The sequence below is a fragment of the Burkholderia sp. 4NA327C6 genome (assembly GCF_005502655.1).
Taxonomy (GTDB): domain Bacteria; phylum Pseudomonadota; class Gammaproteobacteria; order Burkholderiales; family Burkholderiaceae; genus Burkholderia; species Burkholderia contaminans.
In genome coordinates this window covers 60,138-72,928 of record NZ_SCNZ01000029.1, presented here as the reverse complement: position 1 = coordinate 72,928, position 12,791 = coordinate 60,138, and the positions used below count along the sequence as shown (strand labels likewise).

Here is a 12,791-nt window from a genome sequence, read left to right as displayed (position 1 = left end):
TTCAGGACACGTGTTTCAGGAATTCCTTCAGGCGCGGGGTCGGCGGCCGGTCGATCAGCTCGACCGGATGGCCGTCCTCGGCAATCCCGCCCTGATCCATGAAGAGCAGGCGCGTGCCGACCCGCTTCGCAAAGCCGATCTCGTGCGTGACGACGATCATCGTCATCCCTTCGGTCGCGAGATCCTGCATCACTTTCAGCACTTCGTGGCGCAATTCCGGATCGAGCGCCGACGTCGGCTCGTCGAACAGCATCAGCCGCGGCCGGATCGCGAGCGCACGCGCAATCGCGACACGCTGCTGCTGGCCGCCCGACAGCTCCGACGGATAATGATTCGCGCGCGATTCGAGGCCGACCTTGTCGAGCAGCGCCATCGCCTGGTCGCGCGCTTCGGCGCGCGACGCACCGCGCACCTGCATCGGCCCGAACATCACGTTCTCGAGCGCGGTCATCTGCGGAAACAGGTTGAACTGCTGGAACACCATGCCGGCTTCGAGCCGGATGTTGCGGATCGTCGCCGCGTTGCCGCGCACGCTCTGGCCGTCGACGAGCAGTTCGCCGCCGGTGATTTTCTCGAGCGCATTGATACAGCGCAGCATCGTCGACTTGCCCGAGCCGGACGGCCCGATCACGACGACCACCTCGCCCGCGTCGATCTTCAGGTCGATATGCTTCAGCACCGGCACGTGGCCGAAGCTCTTCGACACGTTCTGGAATTCGATCATGCTCATAGGATGCGCATCCTTCTTTCGACGAGCCGCAGCGTCAACGTCATGGCGCCGGTCAGCAACAGGTAAAGGACAGCCACTGCCGTCCAGATCTCGACCGCCTGGAAATTGCCCGCGATGATTTCCTGCCCCTTGCGCGTCAGCTCGCCGACGCCGATCACGATGAACAGCGACGTGTCCTTCAGGCTCACGATGCACTGGTTGCCGAGCGGCGGAATCAGGCGCCGGAATGCGAGCGGCCCGACCACTTTCAGCAGCACGCGCGGCATCGACAAGCCCATCGCGAGCCCTGCCTCCGTCAGCCCCTTCGGGATCGACAGCAGCGCGCCGCGCACCACTTCCGCGAGATACGCGCCGGAATTCACCGTGATCGCGATGATCGCGGCCGTCAGGCCGTCGATGCGGATATGCGCGAGCAGCGGCAGCGCGAAATACAAAAACATCACCTGCACGACGATCGGCGTGCCGCGGATCAATTCAATATAAACCTGTGCGAGCACGTTCATCGCCTTTGGTCCGTATGCGCGGAACATGCCCGCGATCATCCCGACGATGAAGCCGCCCACCAGCCCGAAAAATGCGATGAACACCGTCAACCGGACCCCGTCCATCAGGTCCGGCAACGCCGCCCAGATCGCCGACCAATCGAAATTCACTTGTCGCTCCCCGTTCGATTCAAGACCGGCGCGGCCACCCGGCCGCGCGCTGTTGCGGCGTCACGCTCACATCTTCGGCGGTTCGGCACCGAACCACTTCTTGTAGATCTGCGCGTAGCGGCCATCGGCCTTGATCTTCACGAGCGACGCATTGACCTTCGGCACCAGCGCGCTGCCCTTCGGGAAGCCGATCCCGTACTTGTCGCCGCTGACCGGCTGGCCCGCGACCTTCACCTTGCCCTTGCCCTCGTTGTTCGCGAAGAACAGCACGTTCGGCGTGTCGTGCATCGCCGCATCGACGCGGCCGGCTTCGAGCGCGAGGTAGGCCTGGTCGATGTTCGGGAACTGGCGGATCTCCTTCGGCTTCAGGTGCGCCTTGATCCAGTCGATCGTGGCGGTGCCCGTCTTCGCGGCGATCACCTTGCCGTTCAGGTCGTCGATCGACTTGATCGTCGTGTTGCCGGTCTGCACCATCGCGGCGAGCCCGCTGTCGTAGTACGGCGCGGAGAAGTCGATCGCCTTCCTGCGCTCTTCCTTGATCGTCATGCCCGACAGCGCGACGTCGATGTTCTGCGTCTGCAGCGCCGGGATCAGGCCCGCGAAATCCATCGGCTGGATCGTGTATTTCCAGCCCTGGTCCTTCGCGATCTCCGCCCACAGGTCGAGATCGAAGCCGACGTACTTGTCGCCCTGCTTGAACTCGAACGGCATGAACGACGTGTCGGTCCCGACGACGAGCGTCCTGGTGTCCGCGTGCGCGAGGCTTGCGCCGAGCGCGGCAACGACCGCGACGGCTTTCAGGAAGGAACGGCGACTCATGGTTTCTCTCCGCATGATTGAGCGATGGGCCGGCCACGCGGCCGGCGGAACGACGACATCAAGCCGCACCGCAACATGCGATGTCGAATTAGACCGTAGTGCAACACGTGTTGTCAACGGCGATACTACGACAACAAAAAAGTGCGCAACAGGTAAATGCGTCGAGACAAACCCGGGGCGCGCGGGTGGATAAATCGGAGGAAAGGGCGTGTGGCCCGGGGCGAAATGCCCGGCCGGATCGTGATGCGCCGGCCGATGGCGGCGCGTGGGGAGCGGTTGGTGGTGACGCGGTCTGGTCTGGCGGGTTTCCCGTCCCGGGCATTACGCGAGAGGGGGATGACGGCGCGACGGGGCGCGACAACCACCGCCGCCCGTGCGGGTGTCAGCGCATGTGTCAGCGCGGATCGTCGGCGCTTCGCCCCGGCACCGTGTCGTGCCGGAGCGGCTGCCCGCGCGATGCCGGCATTCGCCGGCGGGGCTCAACACATGTTGCGGAATATGCGCGGCCCTATCGGCCGGCCGCGCGCCGCTGCAGCGTCGCTTACGCCGCCACCCCGCTCGCCTGATGCGACACGAGCCGCGCATACGCGCCCTGCCGCGCCATCAGGTCCGCATGCCTTCCCGCCTCGATCACGCTGCCGTGCTCCATCACGAGGATCAGGTCGGCATTGCGCACGGTCGACAGCCGGTGCGCGATGATGATCGACGTACGCTGCGTCATCAGGTCTTCCAGCGCCGCGCGGATCTGCTGCTCGCTGATCGTGTCCAGATGGGACGTCGCTTCGTCGAGGATCAGCACCGGCGCATCCTTGAGGAACGCGCGTGCAATCGCGACACGCTGGCGCTGCCCGCCCGACAGCTGCACGCCGCGCTCGCCGACGCGCGTCGCCAGCCCGTCAGGCAGCCGCGCGACGAAGTCGCCGAGCGCCGCATGGTCGATCGCACGCTGCACGTCCGCGTCGGACGCATCGCTCGCGGCGAGCCGGATGTTCGCTTCGAGCGTGTCGTTGAACAGGTAGGTATCCTGCGCAACCAGCGCGATGTGCTGCCGCAGGTCGTCGAGCCGCAAGTCGCGCAGGTCGACGCCGCCGAGCGTCACGCGGCCCTGCTGCGGATCCCAGAAGCGCAGCAGCAGGCTCGCAACCGTCGACTTGCCGGCGCCCGACGCACCGACCAGCGCGACCGTGCTGCCGGGCCGCACCTCGAAGCTCACGCGGTCGATCGCGGGCACGCTGCGGCCCGGGTATGTGAAGGACGTGGCCTCGAAACGCACGGCCGGATCGGCAGGCATCGCCTGCGTGCCGTCCGTCACCGGCACCGGCTCCTTCTCCAGCGCACGCAAGCGGCGCGTCGACGCGATCGTATCGGCGAGCTGGCGCGCGACCTGGCCGATTTCGGCCACCGGCATGAAAGCGGCCACGGCCACCAGCACCAGCAGCGGCAACGACTCGCGCGGAAACCAGCCGCGTGCGCACAGCAGCGCGCCCAGCGCCGCGACGACCAGCCCGCCGAGCCCGCTCGCGATTTCCAGCGCGGCGCTCTGCGCCGACAGATCGTCGAGCAGCTTCGTGCGTTGCTTGCGGTACGCATCGACCTCGGCCACGAACGCTGCGCGCCGGCGCGCGACGGCCTGGAACGCGGTCAGCTCCGCAAGCCCCTGGATCGTTTCGGTCAGGTGCGCGCCGAGCTGGCCGAGCGCTTCGCGTGCGCCGGTGCCGAGCCGGTCGACGTCACGCCGCGCCAGCACCGGTGCGAGCCCGGCCCACGACAGGAACGGCAGCAGCACGAGCGCGAGCGGCCAGGCGACCGACGCGAGCAGCACCAGCACGGCGGCCGGCACGAGCACCGCGACGAATGCGGGCGCCAGCGTGTGCGCATAGAAATACTCGACGGTCTCGACGTCCTGCGTCGCGAGCGACACGAGATCGCCGGAGCGGCGGCGCAGCAGCCCGGCCGGCGCGAGGCGTTCGAGCGTCGCGAACAGCGCGATGCGCATTTCCGCGAGCAACCGGTACGCCATGTCGTGCGCGAGCCAGGATTCGAGCCAGTGCAGCACGGCCGCCAACGGCGCGATCACGAGCAGTGCGGTGACGAGCGTCGGGCTCACGTGGCCGCCCGGCACCGCGCCGACCACCAGCGCGCCGATCACGCCGACGCCGATGAACGCGAGCACGCGGCCGATCCCGAACAGCACCGTCAGCACGACCTTGCCCGTCCACGGGCGCACGAAGCGCAATAGCGTCTGCAGGGTTTCCGGCCAGCCGATCTCCGCCGCATCGTCGTTCAGCGGCCGCACCTGCGGGCCCGACGATGCGCGCGCGGTCGGGCCGGCCGTCGCCGCCGCACCGACCGACTCGGCGACCGCTTCCAGTTGCGGCCCCATCAGCCGGCGATACGGACCGTCGCGCGCGATCAGCGCCGCATGCGTGCCCTCGTCGACCACCTGCCCCTGGTCGAGCACCAGGATGCGGTCGGCGCCGATCACGCTGGACAGCCGGTGCGCGAGCACGAGCGTGGTCCGCCCGCGCGTGAGCCGGTCGAGCGCCTGCTGGATCAGCGCTTCGTTCTCCGCGTCGACCGACGACAGCGCCTCGTCAAGCAGCAGGATCGGCGCATCGCGCAGCAGCGCGCGGGCAATCGCGAGGCGCTGGCGCTGGCCGCCCGACAGCATGAGCCCGCGTTCGCCGATGCGCGTCGCGTAGCCGTCGGGCAGCGCCGAAATGAAATCGTGCGCGTTGGCGGCACGCGCGGCGGCGATCATGTCCGCATCGCTCGCGTCGGGGCTGCCGAGCCGCAGGTTGTCGGCCACGCTGCCGTCGAACAGCGTCGCATCCTGCGCGACGACCGCGATCATCTCGCGCACCTGGCCGGCATCGAGCGTGCGCACGTCGTGGCCGCCGATGCGGATCGCGCCGCCCTGCGCATCGTGCTGGCGCAGCAGCAGGCGCACGATGGTCGACTTGCCCGCACCGCTCGGCCCGACGATGGCCACCGTTTCGCCCTCGCGAACCGAAAAGCTCAGCGCCGCATGCGCGTCCGCACGACGCCCCGGATACGCGAAGCTGACGGCGTCGAACGCGATCTCCGGCCGCAGGCCCGTCACACGCGGCGCGTCGGCGGCCGGTGCATGACTATCCGCATCGAGCAGCGCATGGATCGCATTCGCCGCCGACTGGCCGATCATCCCCTGGTGCAGCACGGAACGCAGGTCGCGCAGCGGCCGGAAGATTTCACTGCCGGCCATCAGCACGATCAGCAGCGCCTCGAGGCTCATGTCGCCATGCCGCACGCGCCACGCACCGACCGCGATCGCGGCGGCCGCGCCGAGGCCGGTGCCGAGATCGGTGAAGAACCGCGTGAGCAGGCCGAGCGCGAGCACCCAGAACGTACTGTCGGACAGCGCGCGCGCCTTCGCGGCCAGCTTCGCGCCGAACGCCGTGCTTTGCCCGAACGCCTTCAGCGTCGGCAGGCCTTGCACCGCGTCGAGAAATTCCTCGCCGAACGCCTTGAACGCTGCGGAGCGAGCGAGCGCCGCGCGCTTGTCGGCACGGTGCACGAGTTGCGGCAGCGCAAGCGTGACGAGCGCCGCGACCAGGAGGATCGCGGCCGTCGGCACATCCCACCACGCGAGCACCGCGAAGATCATCACCGGCGCGCACGCGGCGATCACGAGCTGCGGCAGGTAGGTGCCGAAAAAGGTCTGCAACTGCTCGACGCCGTCGACGACGGCCAGCATCACGCCGCCCGTGCGTTCGCCGCTGAACCACGCGGGACCGAGTGCGGCGATCCGGTCGAACAGCCGCGCGCGCAACGTGGCCTGCACGCGCCCGGCCGTGTGCTGCGCGAGCATCGTACGGCGATGGTCGAGCCACGCGCGCAACAGCACGCAGGCCGCGGTTGCAACGACGGCCTCGCCGATGCTGCGTGCCGGCGCGCCGGAAAAGACCAGCGCCAGCACGCGGCCGAGAAATACGAAACGCAGAATCCCGACACCCATCGCGAGCAGGCCGAGCGCGACGGCCGCGGCAACCCGCCAGCGCAGTCCCGCCATCATTGCCCATAGTCGTCGGTCGAAATACATGAAGCCCTCCGGTCGTGTCCGATGATGTTTTTTCTTGACCGGATCGAGGCTACCCGCGCGGCCCGTGCGCGGCAAAAGATGATTTTTCAACGGGTATTGAGTCAACTACAATACCCCGCATGTCGCACCTCCCTCCCCTCAGCGCATTGCGAGCTTTCGAGGCGGCCGTCCGCCTCGGCGGGTTCGCGCGCGCGGCGGCGGAACTGAACGTATCGACGAGCGCGGTCAGTCACCAGATTCGCGCGCTCGAGGAATCGCTTGGCGCGCGGCTGCTCGAACGCAGCACGGGGCTCGGCGGCATCAGCCTCACGCCGGCCGGCGCACGCCTGCTGCCGGCGGTCAGCGATGCGCTGTCGCGGCTGACCGATGCCTGTGCCGAAATTCGCGGCACCGCGCAACGGCTCACCGTATCCGCCAACGCGCCGTTTTCGGCGATGTGGCTCGCACGCCGCCTCGCGGAATTTTCGTCGCTTCATCCCGACACGCCGCTGCATGCCGTCGTGCTCGACGACGAACCGGATTTCGCGCGCAGCGGCGTCGATCTGGCGATCGTGCACGTGCCCGCGCACCGGCTGCAGGCCGACGACGACATCCTGCTGCAGGAAACGGTGTTCCCGGTATGCAGCCCCGAACTGCATCCGTTTGCCTCCGTGAACGTGTGCCGCTCCCGGCTGCTTCAGGAGATGCACGAGAACAGCCCCGAGATCGACTGGCGCAACTGGTCCATGGAGTTCGGCCTGCCGGGCGACTTCGAGACGAAGATCGTCCGCTACAGCAGTTTCAGCCAGGTCATCGGCGCGGCGGTCGGCGGCGCGGGCATCGCGCTCGGCCGCGCGCCGCTGATCGAGCCCGAGCTGCGCAGCGGGCGCCTCGTGCCACTGAGGCCGGGCCTCGAGCGCGCCGCGTCGTGGCGCTTCGTGCTGCGCCGCAACCCGTCGACGCGACACCGGCTGCTCGATCCACTGATCGCGTTCCTGCGCCGCGAAGCGGAAGCGGACGCGGCAGCAGCGCCGATCGCGGGCCCGATCGTTGCGCCCGCATCCAACGACAGCCTCGTGCACGGCACGGGCCGCGCGACCGGCAAGTAACGCGCCGGCCTCGCCCGCATGCGCCGCTTACGGCGCGGCGAAGAACAACGCCACCACGCACGCCATCCCGCCGAACCACACGAGCGAGCGCAGCGTCGCCCAGTTCAGCAGGTACATCAGCATGTAGACGATGCGGATCGCGACGAATGCCATCGCAAGCTGGTCAACGCGATGCCCGTTCGCGCCGTTGTGCCATGCCACCACCAGCGCGGCCGTGAACAGCGCAAGCGCTTCCCACCCGTTCTGGTGCGCGGCCTGCGCGCGAGCGCGCCAGCCTTCGAGTTTCGCCAGGTAATCGCGCGGCGCGCGGTTGTCGTAACCCTTGCGGGCCTTCGCGAGAAACGTCATCGAGAACGGCAACGCCGCCACGATGAACAGGCACAGCTGGGACGTCGTCATCAAAAGTCTCCTCCTTTTATGATTACATTGATCAATGACAAGATCGCCGAGAGCTTAGCATTGCGTCGTGCTGTTCGCGCACCGGTTTTCTAGACGGGAGACTCGGCTGCACGGCCCGCCGGCAGCCGCGACACGCCTGGTTCGACACCACAATTTCCACCAAATCATCGACAAAAACGTTAATTAAAACTGGTCGAACACCAATAAGATAGCGCTCACCACTGGCCTGACGCGTTGTCGCGCCAGGCCGCCGAACCCGCGCCGCCGCGCGCGCCGAACGACATCCGATCCGAGACATCGCCATGCCCCGTCCCATCGTCGCCCACATCCGACCTGACGCCGTCCGCCACAACCTCGACTTCATCCGCCGCACCGCCGCGCAATCGCGCGTGTGGACCGTGATCAAGGCCAATGCGTACGGTCATGGCATCGAGCGGATCTACCCGGGCCTCGCAGCGGCCGACGGCATCGCGCTGCTCGATCTCGACGAAGCCGTGCGCGTGCGCGAACTCGGCTGGGACAAGCCGGTGCTGCTGCTCGAAGGGGTCTTCGAGCCGGCCGACGTCGAGCTGGCCGATCGCCACCGCCTGACGGTGGCCGTGCACTGCGACGAGCAGCTCGACCTGCTGATGGCGGCCAGGCCGCAGCAGCCGATCGACATCCAGCTCAAGATGAATTCCGGGATGAACCGGCTCGGCTATCGCCCCGCCGCTTTCCGTGCCGCGTGGGAGCGCGCGGCCGGCGCGCCGTCGATCGGCAAGATCACGCTGATGATGCATTTCGCGAACGCCGACGAAGGCGAAGTCGACTGGCAGCTCGACCAGTTCGATGCGGCGACGGCGGGAATTCCGGGCGAGCGCTCGACGTCGAATTCGGCCGCCGTGCTGTGGCATCCGCGCGCGCACCGCGACTGGGTCCGGCCCGGCACGATCCTGTACGGTGCATCGCCGACGGGTGCGGCGCGGGATATCGCCGATACGCCGCTGATGGCCGCGATGACGCTGACGAGCAAGATCATCGGCGTGCAGACGCTGTCGCCGGACGAGACCGTCGGCTACGGCCGCCGCTTCACGGCCGACCGGCCGATGCGGATCGGCGTCGTCGCGTGCGGCTATGCGGACGGCTATCCGCGCCACGCACCGACCGGCACGCCGATCGCGGTGGACGGCGTGATGACGCGCGTCGTCGGCCGCGTGTCGATGGACATGCTGACCGTCGACCTGACGCCATGCCCGAACGCGGGCATCGGATCGGGTGTCGAGCTGTGGGGCGACCAGGTAAAGGTGGATGACGTGGCGGAAGCCAGCGGCACGATCGGCTACGAGCTGATGTGCGCGCTCGCGCGCCGCGTGCCGGTCGTGATCGTGCCGCCTGGTGCATCGAGCGAACAGCCGACGCTGCGGACCGGGAGCTACGGGCGCTGACCGGCGCAGATGCGGCGACGCACACGCTGTTGCGTCGCCTCGCGTGCGCTTCGATTGCGGGTCGCCTCGGGCGGCCCGTTTGCTTTTCCGTGTGAGCGACAGGCGCGGGTTACGGCCCTTCCTTACGGCCCTTCCGCTTCGCTCGCCACACGCCGACGGCGGCTCACGACGAACGCCACGTCGGCTTGCGTTTCTCGAGGAACGCGTCGATCCCTTCGCCCGCATCCTCTTCCATCATGTTGCGCGCCATCACGTCGCCCGCATACGCATAGGCTTCGTCGAGCGGCAACTCGCGCTGGCGATAGAACATCTGCTTGCCGTACCGCATCGCGGCCGGGCTCTTCGCGACGATCTCCGCGACCTTGCGCGCGACGGCCGCGTCGAGCGCATCTTCGGGCACCGCCTCGTTGACGAGGCCCCACGCGACGGCCGTTGCCGCGTCGACGAAGCGCCCGGTCACGAGCATGTCGAACGCGCGCTTTGCCGTGACGTTGCGGCTCAACGCAACGGCCGGCGTCGAACAGAACAGCCCGACGTTGATGCCCGAAACCGCGAAGCGCGCGGTATCGGCGGCGATCGCCAGGTCGCACGCGGCGACGAGCTGGCAGCCGGCCGCCGTCGCAATGCCGTGCACGCGTGCGATCACCGGCACCGGTAACGCGCGCATCGCGAGCATCACGCGACTGCACTGCGCGAACAGCGCGCGGTAGTAATCGAGTTCGGGCTTGCTGCGCATCTGCAGCAGGTCGTGACCCGCGCAGAACGCCTTGCCTTGCGCGGCCAGCACGACGCAGCGCACGTGCGGATCGGCAGCCAGCGACTCGAACGCATCGTGCAGGCTCGCGAGCATCGCCTCGGACAGTGCATTGAATTGCTGCGGACGATTTAGCCGCAGCGTGACGACGCCGTCGTGCGCGTCGCGCAACAGGATCGGCTCGGCAGTCTCTTGATCGGATTTCATGATGTTCCGCTCGATGGGGTTCGGCAGGATTCTATGCGGCGCGAACGGATGAAAATCGCATCCGTCCGGTCGCGGCGCCACCACGAAATGGTCCTCCACATTCCGCGCGACGTCCAGCCGCGGCGCCGCATGCGTGCGCATCTGCCTGCCACCGTACAACGCGCGTGCCGCTCGGCCGTCAACGGGTCCGTTGCGCGGCGTGCGCGCGGCCTGCTGTCCACGCGGCCAGCGCGGCAATCGCATAGGCGACACACCCGATCCCCGCGACCACCCACAACGCATCGGCCACGTCCGGCAACAGTATCGTCGCCGCGCCGGCGATGGCCACGCCGAGCAGGCTGCCGGCCTGCCGGGCCGCATTGAGGAACCCCGATGCCACGCCCGCCGCGTCGGCCGGCACCTGTTCGAGGACCGTCGCGATCATCGGCGCCACCGACATCGAGGTCCCCGTGCCGAATACGACCATCGCCGCCCAGACCACCGGCCACGGCGCACGCAGCGCGAGCGCGATCGCGATCGCCGGAATGGCCAGCGCCGCCATCGCGAGGCCGTTCGCCATCAGCCGGACCGGGCGGACCCGGCCATGCAGCTTGCCCGACAGCAGATTACCGAGCGACAGGCTCAACGCGAACGGCAACAGCGTCAGCCCCGTCTGCCGCGCGCCCATCCCGAGGCGGCCGTGCAGGTACAGGCTCAGCACGAACAGCAGCCCGAAGTAGCCGACGTAGACGAGGCTGCCCATCAGGTTCATCGCGACGAAGACGCGATTGCGAAACCACGCGAGCGGCACCATCGGATGGCGGGCGCGCCGCTCCACGACGACCAGCGCGGCTGCACCGAGCGCGGCAACCAGCAGCGCGGCCCGGACATCCGTCGCGCCGGCGCCGCGCGTCGGCAGTTCGATCACCACAAAACACAGGGCGCCGAGCACGATTGCGCCGATACACTGGCCGGCCCAGTCGAAGTGCCCCACGCCCTGAGTGCCCGATGCGCGAACGAGCGCCGCCGTGCCCGCAAAGGCGAGTGCGCCGGCCGGCACGTTGATCAGGAACGCACTGCGCCAGCCGAAATCGTCCACCAGGATTCCGCCGAGCACGGGGCCCACGGCGACCGCGACCGACGCGATGCCGGCCCACACCGCGATCGCCCGCGCGCGCTCGGCCGGCACGTCGAAGGTGCTGCGTACGATCGTGAGCGACGCAGGCAGGAAGAGCGCGGCACCCATGCCCTGCACGAAGCGCGCGACCACGAGGACGGCCACCGACGACGCGACACCGCATGCGGCCGACGCGCCGACGAACAGCGCCAGCCCGGCAAGGTATACGTGCTTCGCGCCGAACCGGTCGGACAGCGCGCCGCCCGCGAGGATCAGCGCGGCGAAGCTGAGCGTATAGGCGTCGACGATCCACGCGAGCTGCGCGACCGTCGCGCCGAGGCTCGCGCGCATTGCCGGCAAGGCGACGTTGACGATCGTCGAATCGAGCACCGCCATGAACATGCCGACCGCGACGAGCGTGAGCGTCAGGCGCTGCTCGCGCGCCGCCGGGCGGCCCGGTGCCGCAAGCGCGGCGGGAACGGAAACGGGGTTGCAATCGGACATGACACCTCCAGGCAGATGCGGGGAGTCTAGGAACGGCGAGCGATGCGGAAAAGTGGTAATTTCGCATTGGCCTGATGCAGATTTGCATCACCACCGTCCGCCCGCTGCCGCCCATCCGATGACACAATCGACCCGCATGAACTGGGACAACGCCCGCTTCTTCCTCGCCCTGGCGCGCACCGGCACGCTGCGCGGCGCTGCGGCGCAACTGAACGTCGATCAGGCAACGGTCGGGCGCCGGATCGCCGCGCTCGAGGACGAACTCTCCGCCCGGCTGTTTCTGCGCACGCCCGCCCTCTACGTGCTGACGACCGCGGGCGAAGCGCTGCTCGAGCCGGCCGAAACGATGGAACGCGCGTCGCTCACGATCGAGCGCCGGGTAATGGGGCTCGACGAGCAACTGGCCGGGTCCGTGCGCATCGCGACGACCGACACGCTCGGCAAGCGTTTCGTCGTGCCCGCGGTCGCCCGCTTGCGGCGCAGGCATGCCGGCATCGACGTGGTGTGCGTGACATCGGCGGGAATCGCCAACCTCACGCGCCGCGAAGCCGATCTCGCGATACGTACGCTTCGGCCGGAATCGCCGGACCTGATCGTCAAACGGCTCGGGCATCTCGAAACGGGCATCTACGCGTCGCGCGGCTACCTGGCCGAACGCGGCGAACCGGTCGCGGGCAGCGCATTCGATGGACACGATCTGGTGATGTACCAGCAGCCGGTCGTGCCGACGATGTGGGACGCGCTATGCGGCGAACCGACTTCGCACGGTCGCGTGATGTTCCAGACCTCGTCGACGATGATGCTGGTGGAGGCCACGCTGGCGGGGCTCGGCATCTCGGAGTTGCCGTGCTTTCGCGCCGAAACGGAGCCGGAGCTGGTGCGGCTCATCGCGCCGCGGTGCAATTATTTCGACGTGTGGCTCGTCGCTCACGCCGATCTCTACAAGACTGCGCGCGTGCAGGCGGTGATCGAAGCCGTCGTCGAGGAATTCGCGACGGTCACGGTGGCGGGCCGTTGACGATCCGGTCGCGCGCCG

General features: G+C 68.4%; 10 protein-coding genes. 3 read left to right on the top strand and 7 right to left on the bottom strand.

Features of this window, described 5'->3' with window-relative positions:
- Position 1: 1 nt before the first annotated feature.
- From glnQ to FFS49_RS26280, 4 genes are all read right to left on the bottom strand, one after another.
- Positions 2-730 (bottom strand): glutamine ABC transporter ATP-binding protein GlnQ, encoded by a 729-nt coding sequence (gene glnQ, locus FFS49_RS26295; protein ID WP_039357219.1) that lies wholly within the window; start codon positions 728-730, stop codon positions 2-4.
- Positions 727-1,383 carry a glutamine ABC transporter permease GlnP gene (glnP, locus tag FFS49_RS26290; RefSeq protein WP_039357222.1) on the bottom strand — a complete coding sequence of 219 codons (657 nt, stop codon included), beginning with the start codon at positions 1,381-1,383 and terminating at the stop codon, positions 727-729. Before glnP ends, glnQ begins: the two co-directional genes overlap by 4 nt.
- Positions 1,384-1,449: 66 nt before the next feature.
- The gene (gene glnH / locus FFS49_RS26285) at positions 1,450-2,202 is read right to left on the bottom strand and encodes a glutamine ABC transporter substrate-binding protein GlnH (protein WP_105816102.1); all 753 of its coding nucleotides are present in this window, start codon (positions 2,200-2,202) and stop codon (positions 1,450-1,452) included.
- A gap of 541 nt (positions 2,203-2,743) precedes the next feature.
- A complete protein-coding gene (locus FFS49_RS26280) occupies positions 2,744-6,283 on the bottom strand; it encodes an ABC transporter ATP-binding protein (RefSeq protein ID WP_105816103.1) in 3,540 nt (1,179 codons plus the stop codon).
- A 119-nt stretch (positions 6,284-6,402) separates the two neighbouring features.
- Here FFS49_RS26280 and FFS49_RS26275 point away from each other — a divergent pair, with 119 nt between their 5' ends.
- The gene (locus FFS49_RS26275) at positions 6,403-7,371 is read left to right on the top strand and encodes a LysR family transcriptional regulator (protein WP_105816104.1); all 969 of its coding nucleotides are present in this window, start codon (positions 6,403-6,405) and stop codon (positions 7,369-7,371) included.
- Positions 7,372-7,398: 27 nt separating this feature from the next.
- Here the strand turns inward: FFS49_RS26275 and FFS49_RS26270 are convergent, their stop codons facing one another.
- The gene (locus tag FFS49_RS26270) at positions 7,399-7,770 is read right to left on the bottom strand and encodes an MAPEG family protein (protein WP_039357232.1); all 372 of its coding nucleotides are present in this window, start codon (positions 7,768-7,770) and stop codon (positions 7,399-7,401) included.
- Between the two features lie 302 nt (positions 7,771-8,072).
- On the opposite strand from FFS49_RS26270, the gene alr reads away from it, so the two are divergent.
- Complete coding sequence (gene alr, locus FFS49_RS26265; protein ID WP_105816105.1) at positions 8,073-9,194, top strand: alanine racemase; 1,122 nt, start codon at positions 8,073-8,075, stop codon at positions 9,192-9,194.
- A gap of 163 nt (positions 9,195-9,357) precedes the next feature.
- Here alr and FFS49_RS26260 read toward each other — a convergent pair whose 3' ends face one another.
- Together FFS49_RS26260 and FFS49_RS26255 are read right to left on the bottom strand one after the other, a co-directional pair.
- Positions 9,358-10,155, bottom strand: a complete 798-nt coding sequence (locus tag FFS49_RS26260; protein WP_105816144.1) for an enoyl-CoA hydratase — start codon at positions 10,153-10,155, stop codon at positions 9,358-9,360.
- Positions 10,156-10,333: 178 nt separating this feature from the next.
- Positions 10,334-11,755, bottom strand: a complete 1,422-nt coding sequence (locus FFS49_RS26255) for an MFS transporter (RefSeq protein WP_105816106.1) — start codon at positions 11,753-11,755, stop codon at positions 10,334-10,336.
- A 136-nt stretch (positions 11,756-11,891) separates the two neighbouring features.
- On the opposite strand from FFS49_RS26255, the gene FFS49_RS26250 reads away from it, so the two are divergent.
- Entirely contained in the window at positions 11,892-12,773 is an 882-nt protein-coding gene (locus FFS49_RS26250; protein WP_171026835.1) for a LysR family transcriptional regulator, read from the top strand.
- Positions 12,774-12,791: the final 18 nt, after the last annotated feature.